Source organism: Marisediminitalea sp. (assembly GCF_984433645.1).
In genome coordinates, this window is the sequence record NZ_CFIDRX010000002.1 from 61,437 (window position 1) to 84,120 (window position 22,684).

Below are 22,684 nucleotides of genomic sequence, written 5' to 3' on the forward strand. Positions count from 1 at the left end.
GCAACATGCGATTTTCATTTATTGTCATAGCAGGTATCGCGCTGGTAGGGATAGTTCTTAGCGTGTTACCGACCCCAGAAGTGTCACCGGTACCAGCGGAAAACGACGCCCGGCCAGCGAGCTGGCCAGCGTCGGGGCGCTACCAAATCGTCAATGTCACTGTGTTTGATGGTCAGCAGTGGCATGAACATGCCAGTCTGAGCATTGAGGATGGTCGTATTGCAGAGCCATTCGATACAACTACCGCGTCTGATATCGAACAAATTGACGGACAAGGTGCTTATATCATCCCGGGATTAATCGATGCACATACTCATAGCTGGGGCAATGCACTGAAACAATCCCTTGAGTACGGTGTTACCACCACACTGGATATGTTTACTGACCTGCGTTTTTTTACGCCTAAAAGCGCTGAGCGCAATGCGCTGTCGCTCCGCCAGGAAGCGGATTTGTTTTCATCGGGTGTGCTGGTAACCAGTGCGGGCGGCCACGGCACAGAATATGGTATTGAGATCCCGACTATTGCCTCTGCTGAAGAAGCCGATGCCTTCGTTGCAGCCCGACTGGCAGAGGGCAGTGACTATATCAAAATCGTGTATGACGCGTCAGCCAGTGATGCTGATCACAAAGGGCGTTTTACTTCCATTGATTACGCTACATTAAGTGCAGTAGTCAAAGCGGCACACGCCAATAATGTACTGGCTGTCGTGCACGTTATGGATGTGGTATCGGCTGAGCATGCCGCTAAAGCTGGCGCCGACGGACTGGTACACACCTTTGGTGGTGCGCGTGCCAGCGACGAACTGATTGCACAAATGACCTCGCAAAACATGTTCGTTATTCCGACCTTATCGATACTGGCTTCCATTGCTGGCGAGGGGCGGGGACGAGCATTGGTGAGTGATTCTGCATTCAGCGGAAGCATAAGCGCCGACGTTGAATATGCCATTGTCCATGACATTGCGTCGAGCCGGGTATCTGATGACTACTTCGCTATTGCGCTGGACAATACGCGCCGCATGCATGAAGCCGGTATTCAGATTATGGCTGGCACGGATTCGCCGAATCAGGGGACCGCGCATGGAATCAGCCTGCACGATGAACTGGCGCTATTGGTCGATAGTGGATTGTCGCCCACCGACGCCTTAAAGGCGGCCACGTATTTACCTTATTCTCGTTTTGCTATAGGTGAGCGGGGTACGCTGCAACCGGGCGCTCGAGCCGATTTTATTCTGCTGGAACGCGATCCACGTGAAGATATTCGACATACCCAATCTATTCGCATCATTGTGAAAAATGGGTTCAGGGTGCCGTCCTTATTCGAGACGGAAGTTGAAACCGGTGAAACCCCGGAATCGGGTTTGGTCAGTCAGTTTGATAGTGATCTTTCACCGCAATTAGGCAATCAGTTTGTCGTATCCACCGACAACATAATGCAGGGAGACTCAACCGCTACCATTACTCATGTAGAGGCAGGATGCGGCGGAAGCGGTGCTTTGCGGGTGAAAGGCCGAATTGGCCGGCAATTTCCGTACCCTTGGGCTGGCACATTTTTAATGCTCGGGGAATCTGTGAGTAGCGGCTACAATCTGAGTAATTTCAAGCGTATAGTGTTCGATGTGAAAGGCACACCCGGTCAGTTTCGTCTGATGGTAATGAACCCGCAAACGGCACGACCCAGTGAAGTGAGCTTTAACGTCACCAGTGAATGCCAAAGCGTGTCTATCGCACTCGCCGATATCGGCGGCGTTGACTGGCGCAATGTTGCAGGGATCGGCTGGGTGGCCGGCGCCGCAACGCCTGAGTTTGCCTTTGAACTCGACAATATCGAATTTGAGTAACCATGATTAAATCGTTAAGCCGCGTGGCAATCGCTCTGCATCGTAAGTTATTGCCCGCTGACAGTGAGGTAGGGGGTTTGCCCTACCTGTGGCTGGTGTATCTGGGGATGTTCTTCGTCCACTTTTTCTTTTATGACCCGCCAGCCTGGCATATAGGGCTTACGCTATTTGGGGTTACGGCTTTTCTTGCCTGTTATTTTCGGGCTTATTGGGTGACCGGGCATCAAACCCTGAAATACATTGCCGGTATTTGTGTGATTGGTTCGCTAATGACGCTGGTGAATCCGGGCGCTGGCGTGTTTTTTGTGTATGCCAGTGCTTTTGCCTCCCATGTAGGGCCGCCGAAGCAGAGCATTGCTACCATAGGCGCCGTGTTGGTGTACATCGTGCTGCTGGCCTGGCTTCGGGATTTACCTTCGTATTTCTATGCACCAGCGCTGATATTCTCTGTCATGATAGGTGGCGTGAATGTTTTCCAGCGCGAGATGGCTAAGAAGAATGCAGAGTTAAAGCTGACCCAGGAAGAAGTGAAGCGGCTGGCGACCACCGCTGAGCGGGAGCGTATCGCCCGGGACCTGCACGACCTGGTTGGCCACACGTTTTCAATGCTCACCATGAAAGCACAGCTGGCGCAAAAACTGTTTGACCACGATATTGACAAAGCCCGGCAGGAAATCGCCGAGCTGGAGCAAATAAGCCGAAGTGCGCTGTCTGACGTAAGGGAAGCGGTTACCGGGTACCGGCAAAAGGATCTGGCTTCGGAATTGGCCAATGCCAAAACCTTGCTTAATTCAGTGGACGTGGCATTTCACTATACCGTACAGGAACGCACTCTGCCTGCCCATGTAGACAGTGCACTTGCGTTTATTGTGCGGGAAGCCGTTACCAATCTGGTAAAACATGCCAATGCCAACCGCTGCCAGATTACCCTTGAAGTGGAAGGCAACCAGTTGACGTTAGCCATTAAAGACAATGGAAACAGTAAACAAGCGCCAGAGGGCAACGGCTTAAAAGGGATGCGGGAGCGCGTGTCACAGCTCAGCGGTGACATTTGTTTCGACTGTAAAGATGGATTTAATATTACTGTGAAGGTGCCATTATGACGACGGCGACAACCATTCTTATTGCAGAAGACCAGGGCATGCTGTTAGGGGCACTGTCTGCACTGCTGGATTTAGAGCCCGACATGCAGGTGGTAGGTAAAGCCAGTAATGGCAAGGAGGCCCTGGCGATGGCTGAAGCACTGACGCCCGATATCGTGATAACCGATATTGAAATGCCGGAAATGACAGGGCTCGAACTGGCCCAGTGTATTCAACAGCGCCAACTAACCAGTAAGGTCATTATCCTGACAACCTTTGCCCGCTCAGGGTATTTGCGTCGGGCCATGGATTACGGCGTTAAAGGGTACCTGTTAAAAGACGCGCCCAGCGATGATTTAGCCAATGCTATTCGACGGGTGATGCAAGGGCGAAAAATTATCGCACCGGAACTAATCGTGGATGCCTGGGAAGAAGCCGACCCGCTAAGCGACAAAGAACGCAGGGCGTTGAAATTGGCTGCCGATGGCAAACAAACCGAGCAAATTGCCAGTGAAATGCACCTTTCTCCGGGGACCGTTCGAAATTATCTCTCCAGCGCGTCCAGTAAGTTGAATGCCTCAAACCGCATTGAAGCCGCTCGCATTGCCAGACAGAAGGGTTGGCTGTAAGCGGCTTTTGGAAAACCAGCGGAATTAAACAACAGTAAATGCTTTACCCCGCCGCCATTTAGCGTTACAACATGCGCAATCTACCTTTTACATTGGTGCCGTCATGGACACGCTGGTTGCGGAAATTAAACAACAGTTTCAGTTGTTTCAGGACGCGGTTGTAAGCCCGACGTTTATTTATCAGGCCGGAGCAATCCTACTTATCTATTTGTTTGCCTGGTTAATTTCAGCCAAAGTCAGACAACAATTTACCCTAACGCGGGAGAAGCCGCAGGAAGGGGCGCACTCGCTGCAGGTTCTGGGGTATCGCGCTGGTGGGACATTCTTCCCGATATTCACCATTACCCTGTTAAAGCTTACATCCGTGCTGGGTAAGCAGTATCAGCTTGATGCGTGGTTGTTGGAAATCGCTGTCGTTATTGCGGTGATGATCTTCCTGAATTCCTTTATTCGTGCGTTTGTTAGCAGTACCGGTATCGCTAATTTTTTGCGCTGGGTAGGGCTGCCGATTGTCTTTCTGCATTTGATAAACGTGTTGCCAAACGTTATCCATGCACTGGAGTCGATTTCCTTCAATGTAGGTAACGTCGATATTTCTGCCTATGGCATCGCGCGGGTGCTGATTTTCGGTGTACTGCTGTTTTGGCTGGGCAGGGCGTCCAACTCCATTGGTAAAGACATTATTCGCAACCACAAAGAGTTTGATGTCTCGACCAAAGAAGTGTTTGCCAAACTCTTTGAAGTGGCCATGTTCTGCGTGATTTTCCTGCTATTGCTGAACATCATGGGTATTAATCTGACGGCGCTGGCGGTGTTCGGTGGTGCGCTGGGTGTCGGCCTTGGTCTTGGTTTGCAAACAATCGCCTCAAACTTTATTTCAGGCATCATTATTTTACTCGACCGTTCACTGACCGTAGGGGACTTTGTTGAGCTGGACGATGGCAGCAAAGGCTTCGTGCGCGAATTTAAAATGCGTTATGCCGTGCTGGAAACCTACGATGGCAAAGACATCCTGGTGCCCAACGAGAAGTTCATCAATTCACTGCTAATCAACTGGACGCATAAGGACCCGAAACAGCGCTATCGAATCGACTTTTCCGTGGCTTACAAAACGGATATTCGCGCTATGGTGGAAATTATTAAAGAAGCCGTGTCTGAACATCCTCAGGTGATCAGTGGTGATGACATTCCCTTTGAGGAACGCCCGGACTGCGAAATTGACAGCTTTGGTGATTCTGGTGTGAATATGTTTGTCGAGTTCTGGATGGAAGGCGTCGATGACGGTAAAAACCGCGTCGGTGGGGACTTACTGCTCATTGTGTTTGAGACGCTGCGAGAACACGACATTGAAATCCCGTTCCCACAACGCGAAGTACGTGTCATAAATGACGAGGCGATTAAACTGAGTAATACAACGCCTAAGTAAAGTGTCATGCCTACGATTGCGGTGGATGAGGTGACTTCATCCGCCGCCTGACCTGCATGGCGTGCCAGGCCGCAGGGACAATAACCAGTACCGCAATGGCGGCCAATACCCACTGATAGACATAACCAAATTCAGTCAAATGTGTAAGGGCAACGGCCTGGTCATCGTTCACATAGCGAGCAACTGCAACGGGCCCTACCGCGGCCTCTTTGGCCAGTGAAAATCCACCGCTGAAGGCGCTTTCCCACCCTGTTGCAGACAAGGATGCATAGGCTTTGTAACCTACCGCCGAGGCGCCGAAGGCGAGTAGCCCTATTGCAATGGTGCCGGTGCTAATAATACCAACTCCCACGGCGCCAACCGTAATTACACCCATTGCAACAATGCCAACACTTATTGGGGCAACTGCAACGCCGCCCCAGGCAAAGAGTAATCCATAAGCATGGCTACCTCCGGCAATCCAACCGTAGGCCGGTGTGTCGGTATGTTCGGGCATGCCAAACTGAAAATGCACCAGTGGCACGCCGAACAGCTGAAGCTTGCTGATGTATTCCCGCCGCTTCGAGCCGGGTTGGTCGGCGTTATGCCTGAATGCCTCGGGGTTAAAAATACGCTCGTGGGCACGCAGGGTTCGCATCGCATAGAGCATGCGTTGAGTCAGCCAAACAAAACTGCAGGCGATAACCAGTATCAGGAGTTGTGCGCCATAGGTAATAGGTGTGATCAGGCTCGGATTATTAACGGCTATCGCTTTTAAACCAAACATAGCCACCACATACACAAAGGTAACCACAAAGAACAACACAACAGATTTAATGGTGAGCCGGCGCTCTTGTTGGGTGCGGGATTGATCCAGGCCGGCGCGCAAGCCAAAGAAAGAGCTAATAAAACCTGAAAATACGGCTAACACCGTGAGCAGTGTCGCGAGTTTAAAAGCACTGCCGAGTTTCGCTGTCCCGGTACCAAATGCTGCCGCTTTCGCAGGAGGAGAAATGCCGCTAATGAGAGTCATGACTGATAAGGTAAAAGCGGCCCCCGGCTTACTGTGTTTCAACCCTTCCTCAACCACATGGCTCATGGCTTGTTTCAGCAGGTTTCTGCCCCGTGACAAACGCTGTTTAACGGTATCGGTGGTCAGTTCCAGTTCAGCCGCGACGCGTTCTACCGATTGTTGTTCACGGTAGAAAAGAATCAATGGCTCGCGATAAGTTTCATCCATGCTATTTAACACCTGCCACATAAGGGCGTGCTGTTGGCGGGACATAGCCTTCGCTTCGGGCTCTTCGTTTTCTGCCGGGTGCTCTTCGAGCAACGCAGGGTCGTCTACAGTCTGCTCATTGGTGGGTTGCTGACGCCTGAAACGACTGATTTTAAATCGCACAATGCCGCATAACCAGGACTTGAGCTTTTCCGGATTGTGCAGGGTATCGAGCTTTTTCCAGGCCTCTACAAACGTTTCCTGAGCGACGTCTTCACTGTGTTTAATATCACCCAGCGCGGAATAGGCAATCGTGCAAAGCAGGGTCTGATACCGCTTTACAATCTGGCAGAACGCTTCTCTGTTGCCGCCCAATGCAAGCATTACCAGGTAGGCATCCTGTTCGTTATCGAATGACGTTCGCTGTGAAAACATATTTAACACTCTGGCTGTTTTTTTATAGGTGCCAACTCAGCAACAAAAGGTGACAGAAAAAAATAAAAAAATTTCCTGTCACCTAATTTCGTGTTGCAGGCACTTATAGGTACCTACCCACAACAGCGCGGTGCTTGTTGCGGGATCTACCTTAAACCGGAGTGAAAGAAATGAAAACAAATAGCAATAATCGAAAAATGATGTTGATGGCTGGCTTAGTCGCGTTATCCAGCAGTGTGTTTTCGCTTAGTGCCGATGCCACTGCGATGATTGATGATTTTACCGCCTCGACCAATACGCACTACGGCCAGCCGCGCCAGTATTTGAACGATTCTATGGCAGGCGGTGCAACACAAGACGCGCACTCAGTGAAAAACGGTATTTTGCAGGTCACCGGAACAATTACCCCGCCACGGGGGCAGCCCGGCTGGTCGAGCACGGTATTACCTCTGGCCGCATTGGGGCAGGCAAAGGATGTCAGTGAGTTTGAAGGAATTAAACTGCGCGTGCGTATTAGCCAGGGAAATATCAACCTGTCGGCCAACAGTCTGGATATCACCAATTTTGATTTTCACGCGTCACCGGTTGTGGTGAAAACAGACGGAAAGTTTCATGAAGTTAAGATCCCATTCAAGGAAATGAAACGCGCCTGGTCAGCACAAACACCACTGAATACCACCAACTTAACCAGCCTGAGTATAGTGGCATACAGCCTTCAGCCCACCGCATTTGACTACGAAATTGACGCAGTGAGTTTTTACTAAGAGTATACATCCAGAAGGAGCCAGCCATGAATACGAGTCCATCAACCCGACTGCATTATTTGGATGCCACCCGGGCGTTTGCCCTGCTACTGGGGATTGTGTTTCACGCCAGCTTGTCGTTTATGCCGGTATTCATTGGCTGGGCGGTGATGGATGTATCAACCAGCTATATCGCGGGGGGATTTGCACTCATCAGCCACACCTTTCGAATGGCCTTATTCTTTCTGATTGCCGGCTTTTTCAGCGCTATGGTACTGAACAAAACCCGCACCCGTGATTTCCTGCAATCCAGAGCTGTGCGGTTAGGCGTGCCGTTTATTGTTGGGTGGTTTTTGCTCCGCCCATTGCTGGTAAGCGGCTGGATTGCGGGCGGGCAAAGCATGCGCGGGGATGTGGACATATCTGCGTCCCTCTCACAAGGGTTTGCCTCTCTTACCAACCTGCCCAATGAGTTATTTGTCGGCACGCACTTATGGTTTTTATATTACCTGATACTTTTCACTCTAAGCGCAATTGTGTTGCGGTCTTGTGTGCTCAGTCGTCCCGGGCTTTACAAAGCTACGATGGCACTGGGAAACAAACTGGTGCGTTTTCTGGCTGGTGCGAAAAGTGCGCCGTTACTTCTGGCCGTTCCCACAGCTTGTTGCTTGTGGTGGATGAACCATTGGGGCATCGACACGCCAGACAAATCCCTTGTGCCTCTGTGGCCGGTGTTTTGTTTATATTTCGGGTGTTTCCTGATTGGCTGGGCCTTTCAGCATAACCGCGAACGGTTTCAGGTATACAGCTGCCTTTCGCTCTTCAATGGCGTATTTGCGTTGATCAGTATTTCCGTATTGATTGCACTTACGCCCTATGAATCACAGCCAGGATACGAGTGTTACTTGTGGGTTAAAGCCTTATTTTGCCTCGCCTACGGCATAACAATGTGGACGTTGATTCCCCTCACGCTAGGGCTGTGTAAAAAGTTATTTAGCAGCCCTAAAGCCTGGATAAGCTATTTGTCTAATGCGTCTTACTGGCTTTATTTAATTCATTTGCCGCTGGTGGTTGCCCTGCAAATCGCGGTTGCTGAATTGTCGTTTCACTGGGTTATTAAGTGGGTCATAGTGTGTGCAAGTACACTGGGTATCGGACTTATACTATACGAATCCCTGGTGAAGCATTCCTGGGTGGGAAGGATACTAAACGGCTGGCGGAAACCAGAAAAAGTATACGCGGCAAAATTAAGTAATTGATTAATTAAAATCAATAAAGGTAAAGCTATTGGTAAATGCGCAACCTAGACAGTTAGATTGTAAGAATGGTTGTTAAGGCGTATGAAATTACATTGTGTACCAGCAATTAAGCCAGTGTTGATATTGCTTGTGAGTATGTTCTTTTACTCATACTCATTTGCAGAGCCGCAGGTTGAAGAAAAAAGCCGTGTGTTTGTACTTACAGATATTGAGGCTGATCCTGATGATGCTCAGACGCTGGTAAGATTTTTACTGTATTCAAATCATTTTGATGTTGAAGGGTTGGTCGCGACGACATCGGTACACCAGAAGGGGATGGTTGCACCTGAAACCATTCACCAAATTATAGACGCTTACGGCAAAGTACATAGTAATCTGTTATTGCATGAACCTGGTTTTCCGACAGCTGATTTCTTGCGCAGCATTGTGCGGGCGGGGTTGCCAGTATATGGCATGAAGGGCGTCGGAGAAGATAAGGAGTCAGAAGGTGCCCGGTTGCTGATTAAAGCAATTGAAAAAGATGATCCCAGGCCGCTTTGGGTGAGTGTGTGGGGAGGCCCTAATACACTTGCTCAGGCGCTTTATACTCTACAAAAGCAAAAATCTCCCGATCAGCTAGCCCAATTGATTAGTAAACTGCGCGTATACACCATTTCGGATCAGGATGACTCTGCTGCATGGATAAGAAAAACATTTCCTGACTTGTTTTATATCGTTAGTCCAGGCGGTTATGGCGCCGCTACCTGGCTTGGTATAAACATGGTTGTCGATGGAACAGACAATACAACTATCAGCAACACCTGGATTGCGAACAATATACAGCAAAATCATGGACCTCTGGGGCAACAATACCCTGATGTTGCCTATGGCATGGAGGGTGATACACCTGCTTGGTTAAATCTAATTAGTAATGGCCTAAACGTGCCAGAACAACCTGATGTTGGAGGATGGGGCGGCCGCTACGAGATCTACATACCCGATGTAAACGCCACTGACCCGAATGGCTTTACCGGTGGTGTTCCCATTGAGCAGGAAACCCGCCCAATATGGACAAATGCCACAGACACGTTCTTTCTGCTTAAGAGAAATGAATTTGGTCGCACGGTAACCATCAGTGACCAGCGTTTTTCCGGTTATCGGGAAACATTGTGGAGATGGCGCAACGATTTTCAGAATGATTTTGCAGCTCGCATGGATTGGACTTTGTTTGATTACGCACATGCAAATCATCCTCCCCAGCCGTCACTGCGTCACGAGCAGCAACTAACAGTGAAAAGTGGTAGTTATTTTTCACTGGATGCCCGAGACTCGAAGGACCCCGACGGAGACAGTCTCGAATATTATTGGTTTAACTATGCAGAAGCCGGTACGTTATCAGCGTCGCCTGTTGCTATTCAAAGCGCAGAAAATATGGCGCGGGTAGCTGTTGTGGCGCCTGAAGTTACGAAACCGGAAACGCTGCATTTTATATTGCGGGTAACTGATAGAGGCAACCCTGCACTGACTCGTTATAAACGCGTTTTAGTAAGGGTTGTCCCAAATTAACAAACGACTGGCGGTTGGTCTAACGCCAGTATAATCGCATCGCTTTTACAAAGGGGTAATACAGTTGTCGCGTGATTATCCAGGGGAGCTTATACCATTTTTGGCCTTTCTCTTCCGGGAAGTCGGGGTCGTTGATACCGGTTTTTGGGTACACAAAATCAGACGGCGAATGCGTGCCGAACAACCGGTCCCACACACACAAGGTGACACCATAATTCATGTCGAAATACTCGGTTTCTGACGAGTGATGTACACGATGCGATTGTGGGGTCACAAAAATATACCGCAACGGCCCAAGGTTTGTTCGTATGTTGCTATGGGTTAATGCGTCATGCAAACGGGAAATAATCAGATAGCTGAGTACAATGCCCAGTGTTTCTTCAAACAAAAGCGCGGGCAGAAAAATAATAAATTCCGCGAACAAATAGTCCATGGGGTGCACGCGAAATAACGTAAATGGGTTCATCTGACTTTGCGAATGGTGTACCTCGTGAAATACCCATAATACCCGCACCTTGTGACGCAGCATGTGGCTGAACCAGCCCACCAGTTCAACCGCGAGGTAACCAAGTACAATCTCAAGCCAGGCGGGCACATTGCTGAAAACGCCGACTTTTAAACTACTGGTCCAGGGCATAAGAACCTGGTTCAATGCCGCAATGGCGATGAGTACAAAGCCGGTTACCATGAAGCCATGAATGAATACCCATACCATATCCACCAAAATACCTGTATTTAATGGCTTTTGTGAACGAATAGCCGGAAACAAAGCCTGAATGCAAAGCAAAGCCGGAATGCCCAGATAGAGCTGAGGATCAGCACCAAAAGGCACAATGACATCGTGATGGATATGCCAATAAATCTGCTTAATTCCGTACCAGGGAATGTTACTGGCTTGAGCAAGTTGATAATAGTGATTAACAACCACACCAATACTGGCCAGTGATGCCAAAATCAAAAAAAGCAGAATGATGCCATTGGCCAGTTTTGACTCGATGGCCCAGATTTTTCTGCTGCCGTCGGCGGTATTATTTTCCGGATAAGCGTTTTGCATGGTCAAGTAATTGCTTCTGAATAAAGGTGGCCTGGCGAACATCTTGCTGTGATGTCGCGAGTGCCTGTTGTTTTAGGTTACGGTAAAGGTCAGAGTTGTTAAAAAGGTTTTCCAGTTGCGTTGTCCATTCGGTAACCGGAGCTTCAATGTCAATAATGATGCCGCCGTCGCCCACGGTTTCAGGCAATGCACCCTGGTTTGATGCCACTACGGGAATACCGGCAATTAATGCCTCGGCGGCGGTTCTGCCGTAAGCTTCCGCCACGACACAGGGCATAAGTAAACAATGAGCCTGTTTGAAGACTGTTCGCATATCCTCTACGTGCGGCTGACGTGTCACATTGGGCAATTGTGTAAGCGCCTGTTCGATCTCCACAACCTCAGGGTCGTGTTGAGTATTGGCCCAGCCGCCTACTATCAAAAAGCGACGGTGAGGCAATTGACGCGCAGCCTCTACAATCAACTTTCCACCCTTTTTAGGGTGAGGATTGATCACTAGAATCGCGTCGCCAGTGTCACTCACCTGAAATTTTTGCGGTGGCAAAATAGGGCGAATCACGTCAATGTGCGCCTCGCTTATCTGTTGGAACTGGTGTTTGATAAAGGTCGACTCGCAGGCAAACGCAAACTTGTGATCAGCGGGTAATGTTCCAAATAACGGAGAAATTTCCCGGCTGTGAATGTAAAACAAAGTGGGGTAATTCAGCGCGATGAGTTTTTGCAGCAGGTCGTCGCACATAGACACATGGCAAACAACAAAATCGGGCTTTAGCTTGTCGAATAAGGAACCTAACGCATTAGGATGCCAGAAGTCGGTATAAACCTGATGGCGTTTAACGGTGTGGATTGTTGAGAATGGCCCTTTGAATTTTCGGCTCAGGCGGGCGGCTAGTTTGCCTCGAAATGTCTGAGGGCATTTGGCTGCAACGGCACCGCTGTATCCTTGCTCGATGAAAAACTCGAGGGTTTCCATAGCGCAAATTTCAAGCCCGCCGGCGAGCTCTGGTAAATAGCCTCTGGGGACAATGGAAAGAACTCGTCCTTGCATCTTAATACTTCCTGCTTTAAGTGCAGGAAGCTTAACACTATGTGACGCTATGTTGTACTGTTAATAACCAACTGGCGGCGCCTGAGCCCCGGAGAGAGAACTGCGTATACCCCCAACCGGTATACGCAATCCCCATCAACTGGTTGAATCCAGTACTATTCCGTCAACATAATTTCTGGGATACAACGACTCTACAACAAACTGTGGGACAAACCCTTTCGAAGAAGCCACCACCACTTTGCTGTTAATGTCGACCATTCTGACGTTTAAGATCACGCCTCTGTCGTTGTAGGTCATCGTGCCCGACAAAATATACTTAATGTGCGGATTACGAGCTAATTCACCCAGTTTACGGCTGAATACAAAATCGCCGCTATCCCCAACGTGAATGACGCCTGTGGTTTTAAAGTCGACCACCGGGACACCAAATTCCTGCAGTTCGGTGATGAAGCTTTCAGCCAACTGGTTGCCCAGGATATTCGTTCTCCCCAAAGAACTATCCAGGTCAACAAACGATGCTACCGCCACCGGCGTATTCACTGTAACGTAACGCATATTCTCAACCAATTTCATGGTGATCTGTTCAGCATAGTCACCCAGTAATTTATGAGTATACACCGGCCTGTAGGTGTGCACCGGCGGCTGCCAGCCATTGATTTGCATTGGTCTGCTTTGCATTTGATGAGCCTGTTGCAGGGTATCATCTACGTGCACATATTGCGGGGTGTGATGCCGGTTTTGTGGTGGCTTTCGCGTACCGTAATGACTCGGGTGGTTGCAATACTGGGTTTGCTGCTGCGGCACAACCTGTTGATGATGTGAATGCTCGTTATACACATCACGGTGGTGAGGGCTGCTGCATGCACTAAGCGCCGCTAAGGCTACCCCCGCTAAAATACCATGTTTTACTCTCATACTACCTCCATTTATCCTCTTGGGTAGTTATCATATTTTTCAATGGGTTAAGCTATAGGGATTGTTCCTAGCTCAGCTAAGAAAAATTCTTACTGCATTTCGCCGGGCGGCTTCTCTGCAGTGTTGTGAAAGACAATACAGATTTAACCGTGAGGAAAGCGTAAGATAGCGGCAAATTGGTTTTGTAAAAAAGACACATCATGACTAAGCATCTTGTTTTAACCGGCGCCTCTTCGGGAATTGGTCGGGAACTGGCTGTACTGGCTGAAAAAGCCGGCTTTCGCTTGAGCATTTGTGGCAGGAATGCACAAAAACTCGCCACTACCGTCGGGCAGCTCGACAACCAGGCCGCCACATTCAATCAGACATTTTGTATGACTGATGAAAGCGCAGTCACAGCCTTTTTTAAAGGTGCGGAGCAGGCCAACGGGCCGGTCGACGTGCTGATAAACTGTGCAGGTCTGAACAATGTACGTCTGCCCGCAGATGCCACTCCGATTGAACAACTGGATTGGTTGATGCGGGTAAACTGTTACGCTCCTATCGAGTGTATGAAAGCCGTGATACCGGACATGAAGCAACGCGGAGGCGGTACCATTATTAACGTGCTCTCAACGGTTTGTTTATTCTCGAACCCCGGAATCGCGGCGTACACGGCGAGCAAAGCTGCTCTGGATGCCTATACAAAAGTTATGCGCAAAGAGTTGGCTGCCGAACATATCAAACTGTTGTCAGTGTATCCGGGGGGCGTTGATACGGATTTCCGGGAAGCGTCCCGCCCCGAGTACTTAACGGCCATAGACGTCGCCGAGGCGATCATGGCAATGCTAAACACCGGACCCAGCGCGCATATCCACGAATTGGTAATTCGACCTGAGAGCGAGCGTAACTTTTAAATTCTTACACGCTCAGCGTGTTATCTCTCCAACGGAATGGAAGTTTTTTGCAAAAATTGACCAGGTAGGATAGGTTGGTTTTTCATCAGGTGGTTCTTCAACACCTGAAGTGAGTCATTGATTCCAAGAGGAGTGTGAGCGAAAGCGAGTCAATTGCCAACGCTCTCACTGGTAGTAACGAAGTCAGGGATGGTCTGAGTTATGTGGCGTGCCGTAAAACCCACAACGCGTTTGGTTGTATTCGCAATCGCAAGGCTGTTGTTGCTCCTCAGTGTTGTCTGCTCGTTTCACGCATCCGGCGTAGTGAATTTAGGTATCGAGCAAGGCCTGCCTCAAAGCAGTGTTGGCGATATTATTCAGGGACCACAGGGTTTTATGTGGTTTGCCACCAACGATGGTGTGGCGAGATATGACGGCTCACGGTTTAAAACCTATCAAGCTACTTCTGAGAACCAACGGCCAGTTAAGCGATTTACACAGTTGCTGGTTTCTCATGACGGCGTGTTGTTCGCGATGGGTGAGAACCAGTTGTTTTATTACGATGTATCTCTGGATTCATTACAACCGGTATTGCACACTGAAAGCCAAAAGCCGATTAAGGTTCAGCAAAACGGCGGTGTATCTGTATGGCAAAATACCCTTATTATTCTGCAGCGCGGCCAGATCAATCAGTTGAGTATTTTTTCTCTGTCCGGAGTTCAGGTAACACAAAGGCAAACGATCCCGTTAGCGAAAACGCAATACGCGCAGAGTGTATTGGTTAACCCGGATGGCGATATGTATCTCGTCTCGAAAGAGGCAATATTGTGGGTATCTATAGAGGAAGGCGAGGTTAAGGATATTACACCTATGCTGACGGCGCCGTATGTTGTATTTGAGCGTTTGTACTCAGACGCAATAGCCTTGCTAGGTCGGTCTGCTCGCTGGTGTCTTAAGGGACCGGCGTTGATTAACTGTGGAGGGCATAATTTTGATTTCTCTCCGAAATATTACTCCGCCGTTTCTGACGCTCCTGTCATTATTGAGCCCTACGATAAACAAACCCGAATTTTAATTAGTTATGGCAGCGCTTTATACATGCTGGATGCGAATTATAAACGCGTACGCGAGTATAGTTCAGAGCAAGATGAAGACACTTATCTGCCCAATAATGACATTGGTAAGTTGTATGTAGATAACCAAAACAATATTTGGATATCGACCTATGGAGCGGGCGTGAATCTAATTGAATCTGAACCAGGCCTTATTGTGACTGTTTCGAAACAAGGCGATAAGTCCGGACTAAGTCACAATCATGTCAGATCGTTTTGGGAAGACAGGCAAGCTAATGCACTGTGGGTAGGGACATTCGATGGTTTGAATAGGGTTGACCTTTTAACGCTGTCTGTTGAGCAGTACTTTCCGCCGTTTGATACGTCAGGTCGTTTCTTTATCAGAGGCATATACGGTTATCAGGGCCGGCTTCTGTTGATGCTGTCGCAGTCTTTTCAGGGTTCCATGTTTTGGCTGTTTGATCCGAAAACGCGTGAATGGAAAGCGTTGTCTCCTCCAACCGGACTGGTTGAAACAGACGGCGTATTCACCAGTCTTGTGCATCAGGATAAACTCTGGGTCGCCTTTGTATCCTCAGGGCTGCATTACCTCAACCTAACCGATCAAACCTGGCACATCGCGGATGTTTTTGACAAGGCTAATCAGCCTTCGTACATGCAGTCGTTGTTCATCGATAGGGATGATAATTTTTACATAGGCAGCACGAAAGCGGCTTATGTTTATCATTCTCAGTCCCGCCAATTACTCACATTCAGCGAAGATACAACGGGTTCACTGAGTAACAATTGGGTTCGAAGCTTTTTGCGAACCAATGATGGGACACTGTGGGTTGGAACCAATGCCGGCCTTAATCAGGTAAAGGTTAGCGAGGCCGTTATAAGGGTAGACAACGCCTATTTTCTGTCTGATACCATTTACGGAATTGTTGAGGATGCGAAGCAGCGATTGTGGTTAAGCACTAACGATGGGCTTATTGCGTACACGCCGTTAACCGGGAAAACGGTGCGTTTTAGACAGGCCGATGGTTTGCAGAGTAATGAGTTTAATACCGGGGCATATGTAAAACTGGCTAACGGCAGTATGGCTTTTGGTGGTGTAGGTGGATTGAACCTGTTCGACCCAGACATCTTACTTAACCATGAGCCACAACGATTGCCTTTACAGGTAGTCGGCTTGAAAGTACTCAATGAACACATATCCTATGCCAGCACTATTGATGGTGTAACGCTGAATGGGCCGTTAAGCCAGTTATCCGAATTGTCTGTAAGACAGGATTTACCCGCGTTTTCCATTGACCTTGCGCTTTTGCAGTTCAGTGAGAAGCGCAGCATAACCTATGAATACAAAGTGAAAGAGTTAGGTGACATTTGGTTGTCGTTAGATGGAGAGCGGGCCTTTTTTACCGGTTTACCCACAGGTACATTTCATGTCACCTTTCGCGCACTATCTTCTGGCGGTGCTGAAGTAGGGAGTAAGTCCATTGTGTTATCGGTTATTCCTCCATTCTGGCGAAGCGTGCCCGCTTTAACATTGTACTTGCTGCTGGCGCTTCTTCTTGCTTTTGAACTGTATCGAAGACGGATTAACTTTCATAAACGCCAAACACTCAGGTTACAACAAGCCGTTGCTGAACGAACCAAAGCGCTGAATAACGCGCTAACCGAGAAAAACTCGATTTTTAATCATATTTCTCATGAATTCCGAACGCCGCTGACGCTCATTAATGGGCTGGTTCGGGAAATTCAGGAAACATCACACACCAGCGAGCATACAAATGCTTTGTCCGGTATTAAGCGACAAGGAAACCGGCTGCTGATACTGGTTAATCAACTTTTGGCGCTCAACTCAAAACACCCACCTGAAGCATTACCTGCATTATGCGATGTGAACCATACTCTTCAACCGGTAGTTGATGTTTTCCAGGTACTGGCTCGCCAGCAAGGCCTGACCCTGAACGCTGTTATAGCGCCAGGCGTGTGGTGTCGAATATCCGCCGTAGATCTGGAAACCATCGTCAACAACCTGCTATCAAATGCCCTGAAGTACAGTGTGGTAGCACAGCTACACAAGCGAGTCGCCGCGGTTGAGTTGACTATCTGTAAAGCTAACGAGCAGGTCATTATTCAGGTGTTGGATGCAGGAGAAGGCATTCCACAAAGCGAGTTGCCTCGTATCTGGCAGCCGTTTTATCGCGGCAGGCAACATGAACATATTGCTGGAACCGGGTTGGGCTTACCGTTAGTAAAAAGCCTGGCAGAGAAATACCAAGGCACTGCCCGGGCTTATAATTTGCCAGACAGCGGTGCGTGTTTTGAAATTACGCTACCTGCAGTTTCTCCTGAAAATATGCCGGTTCAGTCAACGCCCCCGAAAACGGTAGCAGTTGAGCTTGAGCAGGATCTGACGGGGCTGCACTCTTCTGAATCATTGAGTGTGCAAAACGCAGGGCAGGATACTTTACCGCACGTGCTCATTGTGGAGGATAACAAGGAATTAGGTGAATACTTATTGAGAACATTATCCCGCAGCTATCAGTGCACACTGGCTGAAAACGGTGTTGTCGCGCTCGATACCATCGCTGTCCGCCAGCCCGACGTGATAGTGTCAGATGTGATGATGCCTGAAATGGACGGTTTTAGCTTATGTCAGGCAGTGAAAGCTGAGCCGGCAACGTCTCACATTCCGTTTATTCTATTAACCGCAAAAAGTGACTATGACAGCCGCATTGAAGGGCTGTCCCATAAGGCAAACGTGTACTTGAGCAAGCCGTTTGAGACTGATGAACTGCTTCTTCATATTCGCAACTTAACGGAGCAACTGGAAAAACTGAAATTGCATTACCAACAGGATCTGAAACAGTCCATGGGGATTGATTCTGCTTTGCAGGTGAGTGAGCGGGCTTTCTCAGAAAAGCTCAATGCCATTTTGGATGCGCACTTCGCATCAGCAGATTTTGACGCGCCAGCGTTGGCTGATGCGATGGCACTAAGCGAGCGCCAGTTGCAACGAAAATTAAAAGCCCTGGCAGACTGCACGCCGTCACAATTTATTCGTACCCGCCGGCTGGAAAAAAGTAAATTGATGCTGCTTTCCGGCGTACCTGTTGGCAATGTCGCCTTCGATTGTGGCTTTTCGAGTCAGGCGTATTTTACGAAGTGCTTTAGAGAAACGTTTAATATTACCCCTTCCCAATTCATTGAAAGTCACATGGAAAATTCACAATAAAACAACGGGTTAAATTCAATGTCGTCGTTGTAATAACAGATGTCGTTTATGTAATAACCCTTCTCAATATTCTCCTTCACACTCCAACCTGAGCAATGGTTACACAAAGCAATGTAGCCGTGCAGAGAGCTCGTGTTTATTACATTACAATCAGTTTGATTCATGGAGATGAAAAATGGAAACGGTTTACGGTGCTATTCTAGTTGTAATATCCCTCTTTATTTACTTCCTGCCTACCTTTGTCGCAAAAGGTAAGAATCACCCCAATTTTATGTCGATATTTTTGCTGAATTTCTTTCTGGGTTGGAGCTTACTGGGCTGGGTGATTGCGTTGGTGTGGGCAGTGAAAAATGAAAAATCCTCACAACCAACGCCAGTTAGTCATGTATCAGCCGGTGATGAAATTGCCAAATTAAAAGCATTAATGGAAGACGGAGCCATTACGTACGACGAGTTTGAAGCTAAAAAGAAATCCATCCTGAGTACGATTTAAAGCTTTTAACAGGGAGAAGTATGATGAAGTTTGGTAAATATGCCATTCTCGGTTTTTTAGCAGGTGCTTGTTCTTGCGCGTTTGCGACTGAAATTACTGTAAGTGCCGGTAGTTTTTTGAATAACAGATACGGCGAGGTCCTAACTCAAGGCAAAGCTTACGCGTTTAAGGGAAATCTGACTGAGTTCACTAACGATATCATTCGTTCCGGCGTGCCTCGCACAAATGATGAGTTGATAGCGATTCTCGAAAGAGGCACATTTTCGGGTGTTAATGCCAGATATGGCAATATTCAAACTTTGAATGAGCGTATAGCTGGTTTTCAGCCAATGTACACTGCGATTAAAAACGCTTGGATAAAAGACACGAATACGAATGCAGAGAGTCGTATAAAGCAGTCCAGAGACTATCAAAATGATATGCGTGCATATGAAGAAGTAAATGCGTTAAAAGTTAACTTTAATCAGGAGTTGGGCCCACTCGTTGAGGAACTTGAAACGCTGCAGAATAAAGCCTCAGAAATAGAGGCCAAACTGGTCGCGATGGACGATGAATTTATCCAACGGGCCAACGCTATTCTGGCAGCGAATTCGGCCAGTCCTCGATTAATATCAAAAAGTAGTGGCTCGATTAAACTGTTAAAATTCCGAGAAGCGGGAAGAGACCGAAAATCGGGAGAATGCAGAGTATCCAAGCGGTGGTACTCCATCGATAAACGAAGCGAAGTTGATAAGTGTTTCGACTGGACAACGGCACAAGCTTGGCAGGAACATCTTGACGAGTTTGGCGCGATCGCAGAATCCTATGTTTTACACTATTACGAGCTAGAAAAATCTCTTGGACGGTCACTACGTGACAAGGGCTCATTAAAACATCAAGTAAAGCAAAAAGAGAGTGAGCTTAAATCTGCGTTTGGTGCATTCAAGAAAAGACACGGCGTTGGCAGGGATTCATTGTCTGGCTTACAACAAAGGTTCAGGCACAACGATGCAATCCCTGTTCGCTGGGAGAATGCCATAGAAAGGGCTAAAAATGCGCGGTTTGACCCGAACCAATCTGGCGATTTTCAATATCAAATCATGGACCCTTATCTGGTGTCTTTGCGGCAGTACTATAACTCGGTTGCCGAAGAGATACTGGACAAGTCACTTGTCGAATCGATCAGTATCAATGACTATAAGTTCGATATCGATGCCGGCAGTTTCTACACTATTTTCATAGATTTGCAGTCGCCAGGACAAAAAGCCAATTTTGGTATTTTGGTTAAGTCATCCGGGATGAATAAACTAATGGCAGAACAATACCGAAACAATACCATGGTAGTAGGGTTTGATCCCGGCACCAGTGATCGCGATTATGTGCTTGCTGCCATGATTCTCTTAATGGATTAATAAGCCGGAAATCATATCTACGGGCGTGAAGTTGCCTTCACGTCCGATTTTGCTTCATTTCATACCGCAATCACGTTTGAGGTTTCGGGATAATGCCTGTTTATCCCCATGAGTTGATGTACAATACAGAACATTCTATTTTTATGGTTTGACGAGCCGCGACGAGCAGGCTCATTTACCCAACATGAAAGGACATGCCTCATGCCATTACTAGACAGTTTCCGTGTTGATCACACACGTATGCATGCACCTGCAGTGCGTATTGCAAAGAAAATGAATACGCCGAAAGGCGATCCTATTACGGTTTATGATTTGCGTTTTTGTATCCCTAATCAGGAAGCGCTGTCAGAAAAAGGCATCCATACCCTGGAGCATTTATTTGCTGGCTTTATGCGAGATCACCTTAATGCCGACGATGTGGAAATTATCGATATTTCGCCCATGGGCTGCCGCACCGGCTTTTACATGAGCCTGATCGGTACGCCGGATGAAGAGCGCGTAGCCAAGGCCTGGTTAGCGGCCATGAATGACGTGCTGAAAGTACAAACCGAATCAGATATTCCTGAGTTAAACGAATATCAGTGCGGTACTTACAAGATGCACTCATTAAAAGAAGCGCAGGAAATCGCGCAAGATGTACTGAACCGCAAAGTTGCCATTAACAGCAATGACGAGCTGTATTTGAGCGACGAGTTTTTAGAGCAATAACCACAATTCACTGCGCAGTCTGTTCAGGCTGCGCAGTGAAATTTTCCTCTCAGAAAGCACTTCACTAAAACGGCATAACAATAGCAATACCAATGGCAACGGACGTGTCACCATTCATAACATCGAAATCCACAGTGGGTTCGATTTCAAATGGCTCGACATGATACTCATACGCTGCTGATAAGCGATAAAAGGTGTCGTTTCGGGCGTGATGACCGCCAATCCTTTCCTGACCAAACCCCAGGCCAAGTTTGATGTGCGTGTTTGGGTGGTAAAATAGCTGCAGCGCCAATAAGTCGGCCCCAGCTCCGTCGTGATAGTCACTGATGTGTTCGTAGGCCAGACCGACGCCGCTAGACGAAGATGTACGATATTCATATTCCAGTCCAACGGTGGTGAAGAAAGTATTGTTATTGTGTGTAGTCCCGACAAACACGCCCGGGTAGTGATGATAAGCGTCGTTAGCAAACACCGGCAATACGTAGATCGCACAAATAAAACACAGCAACAATTTCTTCTGCATAATGCACTCGCTATGAAACTCGCCCATACTTTACTCATAGCCTATGCCCGGGTGTTTCACGAAAAAATGCGGTATACGTAGTTATTAAAAAATATACGTAACACTGAGCTTAAGGGAAATATTTGTCTATGGAATCAATCAGCTCTCAGCTGATAGTCATCTCCACTGCATGCTAAGTTTTTTTGAGGTTATCCTGAGGAAACGCTCGTTTTGCTCAAGCGCATCTGCAGGTAAAGACTCTTACGTCAACGTCGACTTAAACACGTTTTAAGACAAGGCAGAGTGATCATGGTTGAGGTCAATGAGGTCGTCGCTGTTAATCAATCCCGCACGCAAGGCGAGCTGAGTAAGCTCGAAACTACTGGTGCAGTTTAACTTCTCAAAGATGTTGCGGCGATGAGAGTGGGCAGTCTTAGGCATTATGCGCAGTGTCTGTGCGACTTCCTTCACCAGCTTACCTTTGGCCAACAACATAAAGATTTCGCGTTCCCGGGATGTTAATACATCCAGATTTACGGTACTTTTGCCTTTTACGCTGTTGCTCAGGTTTACCAGGACATCCTGGCTTAGAAACGCATTGTTATTCATTACCTGATGAATAGCATTGATTATTTCGTCCGATGCTGTTCTTTTAGATAAGTAACCGTTTGCTCCGGCATTCAACGCTTCGGAAATATAAGGTTCCCGATCGTAAATACTGAATACAATGGACTTGATTGGCAGCGAGCGCTCAGACAGGTATCGAAGAATGTCAGTGCCGCTGCCATCCGGAAGGGAAAGATCTGTGATGATCAAATCAAATTGTTGGCTGTCCAGAACGCTTTTGGCTTCAAATACATTGGCGGCTTCTGCGCTGACTTCCAATGCATCTTCCACATTAATGAGCGCCTTGAACCCGCGTCTGACGATTTCGTGATCATCAACGAGCAGAACTCTTATGTTGTTATTATCCAAATTTTTCCATCCTGGTACTGCCTACACCTCTGGCGAGGGAAATCTGACTTCGTTCCTGCATGCTAGCTTAAAGCAAGTGGCGGCGTGTGTCATTTTCGCATTGGCCATGACCGTTAGTTATTTTATTTCAATAAGTATGGAGGCCATCGATAACACGACTAGCTGGTTTTTGCCGGCAGGTGTTCGAGTATACGCATTTTTGCTACTCGATAAACGTTTCTGGCCCGCGCTGCTGGTTGGTGAATTCACGCTATTCGGTATGTCTG

Annotated in this window: 19 protein-coding genes; 13 read left to right on the forward strand and 6 right to left on the reverse strand. The window is 47.9% G+C overall.

Going from position 1 to position 22,684, the window contains the following annotated elements:
* Nucleotides 1–5: 5 nt before the first annotated feature.
* From AC4MRN_RS00705 to AC4MRN_RS00720, 4 genes are all read left to right on the forward strand, one after another.
* Entirely contained in the window at nucleotides 6–1,841 is a 1,836-nt protein-coding gene (locus AC4MRN_RS00705; RefSeq protein ID WP_491202204.1) for an amidohydrolase family protein, read from the forward strand.
* A gap of 2 nt (nucleotides 1,842–1,843) precedes the next feature.
* Nucleotides 1,844–2,944, forward strand: coding sequence for a sensor histidine kinase (locus AC4MRN_RS00710; protein ID WP_491202205.1), 1,101 nt, complete (start codon nucleotides 1,844–1,846; stop codon nucleotides 2,942–2,944).
* Nucleotides 2,941–3,552, forward strand: a complete 612-nt coding sequence (locus AC4MRN_RS00715; protein WP_370241475.1) for a response regulator transcription factor — start codon at nucleotides 2,941–2,943, stop codon at nucleotides 3,550–3,552. Before AC4MRN_RS00710 ends, AC4MRN_RS00715 begins: the two co-directional genes overlap by 4 nt.
* Before the next feature lie 103 nt (nucleotides 3,553–3,655).
* Entirely contained in the window at nucleotides 3,656–4,978 is a 1,323-nt protein-coding gene (locus tag AC4MRN_RS00720) for a mechanosensitive ion channel family protein (RefSeq protein ID WP_370246069.1), read from the forward strand.
* Nucleotides 4,979–4,988: 10 nt separating this feature from the next.
* Here the strand turns inward: AC4MRN_RS00720 and AC4MRN_RS00725 are convergent, their stop codons facing one another.
* Nucleotides 4,989–6,611, reverse strand: coding sequence for an RNA polymerase sigma factor (locus AC4MRN_RS00725; RefSeq protein ID WP_491202206.1), 1,623 nt, complete (start codon nucleotides 6,609–6,611; stop codon nucleotides 4,989–4,991).
* A 170-nt stretch (nucleotides 6,612–6,781) separates the two neighbouring features.
* On the opposite strand from AC4MRN_RS00725, the gene AC4MRN_RS00730 reads away from it, so the two are divergent.
* The 3 genes from AC4MRN_RS00730 to AC4MRN_RS00740 all read left to right on the forward strand — a co-directional run bounded on the left by AC4MRN_RS00730 (nucleotide 6,782) and on the right by AC4MRN_RS00740 (nucleotide 10,158).
* On the forward strand, nucleotides 6,782–7,375 hold the full coding sequence (locus AC4MRN_RS00730; protein ID WP_491202207.1) for a CIA30 family protein: 594 nt from the start codon (nucleotides 6,782–6,784) through the stop codon (nucleotides 7,373–7,375).
* Nucleotides 7,376–7,401: 26 nt separating this feature from the next.
* The gene (locus AC4MRN_RS00735) at nucleotides 7,402–8,613 is read left to right on the forward strand and encodes an acyltransferase family protein (RefSeq protein WP_491202208.1); all 1,212 of its coding nucleotides are present in this window, start codon (nucleotides 7,402–7,404) and stop codon (nucleotides 8,611–8,613) included.
* An 81-nt stretch (nucleotides 8,614–8,694) separates the two neighbouring features.
* Nucleotides 8,695–10,158 carry a DUF1593 domain-containing protein gene (locus AC4MRN_RS00740; RefSeq protein ID WP_491202209.1) on the forward strand — a complete coding sequence of 488 codons (1,464 nt, stop codon included), beginning with the start codon at nucleotides 8,695–8,697 and terminating at the stop codon, nucleotides 10,156–10,158.
* Nucleotides 10,159–10,177: 19 nt separating this feature from the next.
* Here AC4MRN_RS00740 and AC4MRN_RS00745 read toward each other — a convergent pair whose 3' ends face one another.
* The 3 genes from AC4MRN_RS00745 to AC4MRN_RS00755 all read right to left on the reverse strand — a co-directional run bounded on the left by AC4MRN_RS00745 (nucleotide 10,178) and on the right by AC4MRN_RS00755 (nucleotide 13,175).
* Nucleotides 10,178–11,212 (reverse strand): sterol desaturase family protein, encoded by a 1,035-nt coding sequence (locus AC4MRN_RS00745; RefSeq protein ID WP_491202210.1) that lies wholly within the window; start codon nucleotides 11,210–11,212, stop codon nucleotides 10,178–10,180.
* On the reverse strand, nucleotides 11,187–12,260 hold the full coding sequence (locus AC4MRN_RS00750) for a glycosyltransferase (RefSeq protein WP_491202211.1): 1,074 nt from the start codon (nucleotides 12,258–12,260) through the stop codon (nucleotides 11,187–11,189). Before AC4MRN_RS00750 ends, AC4MRN_RS00745 begins: the two co-directional genes overlap by 26 nt.
* A gap of 135 nt (nucleotides 12,261–12,395) precedes the next feature.
* Nucleotides 12,396–13,175 carry a FlgO family outer membrane protein gene (locus AC4MRN_RS00755; RefSeq protein WP_491202212.1) on the reverse strand — a complete coding sequence of 260 codons (780 nt, stop codon included), beginning with the start codon at nucleotides 13,173–13,175 and terminating at the stop codon, nucleotides 12,396–12,398.
* Nucleotides 13,176–13,375: 200 nt separating this feature from the next.
* On the opposite strand from AC4MRN_RS00755, the gene AC4MRN_RS00760 reads away from it, so the two are divergent.
* The 5 genes from AC4MRN_RS00760 to luxS all read left to right on the forward strand — a co-directional run bounded on the left by AC4MRN_RS00760 (nucleotide 13,376) and on the right by luxS (nucleotide 20,941).
* Nucleotides 13,376–14,071 carry an SDR family oxidoreductase gene (locus AC4MRN_RS00760; RefSeq protein ID WP_491202213.1) on the forward strand — a complete coding sequence of 232 codons (696 nt, stop codon included), beginning with the start codon at nucleotides 13,376–13,378 and terminating at the stop codon, nucleotides 14,069–14,071.
* Between the two features lie 201 nt (nucleotides 14,072–14,272).
* A complete protein-coding gene (locus tag AC4MRN_RS00765; protein WP_491202214.1) occupies nucleotides 14,273–18,349 on the forward strand; it encodes a response regulator in 4,077 nt (1,358 codons plus the stop codon).
* 175 nt (nucleotides 18,350–18,524) lie between these two features.
* Nucleotides 18,525–18,842, forward strand: a complete 318-nt coding sequence (locus tag AC4MRN_RS00770) for a superinfection immunity protein (protein ID WP_491055029.1) — start codon at nucleotides 18,525–18,527, stop codon at nucleotides 18,840–18,842.
* A 20-nt stretch (nucleotides 18,843–18,862) separates the two neighbouring features.
* Nucleotides 18,863–20,233: a hypothetical protein gene (locus AC4MRN_RS00775; RefSeq protein WP_491055028.1), complete on the forward strand. Its 1,371-nt coding sequence runs from the start codon at nucleotides 18,863–18,865 to the stop codon at nucleotides 20,231–20,233.
* A 201-nt stretch (nucleotides 20,234–20,434) separates the two neighbouring features.
* Nucleotides 20,435–20,941, forward strand: coding sequence for an S-ribosylhomocysteine lyase (gene luxS, locus AC4MRN_RS00780; protein ID WP_073323751.1), 507 nt, complete (start codon nucleotides 20,435–20,437; stop codon nucleotides 20,939–20,941).
* A 64-nt stretch (nucleotides 20,942–21,005) separates the two neighbouring features.
* On the opposite strand, the gene AC4MRN_RS00785 is transcribed toward luxS, so the two are convergent.
* The gene (locus tag AC4MRN_RS00785) at nucleotides 21,006–21,491 is read right to left on the reverse strand and encodes a hypothetical protein (RefSeq protein WP_490403402.1); all 486 of its coding nucleotides are present in this window, start codon (nucleotides 21,489–21,491) and stop codon (nucleotides 21,006–21,008) included.
* A 240-nt stretch (nucleotides 21,492–21,731) separates the two neighbouring features.
* Nucleotides 21,732–22,418 (reverse strand): response regulator transcription factor, encoded by a 687-nt coding sequence (locus tag AC4MRN_RS00790; protein WP_255051287.1) that lies wholly within the window; start codon nucleotides 22,416–22,418, stop codon nucleotides 21,732–21,734.
* Here AC4MRN_RS00790 and AC4MRN_RS00795 point away from each other — a divergent pair.
* On the forward strand, nucleotides 22,402–22,684 hold a 283-nt coding region (locus AC4MRN_RS00795), incomplete at its 3' end, for a hypothetical protein (protein WP_491202215.1). The genes AC4MRN_RS00790 and AC4MRN_RS00795 overlap by 17 nt on opposite strands.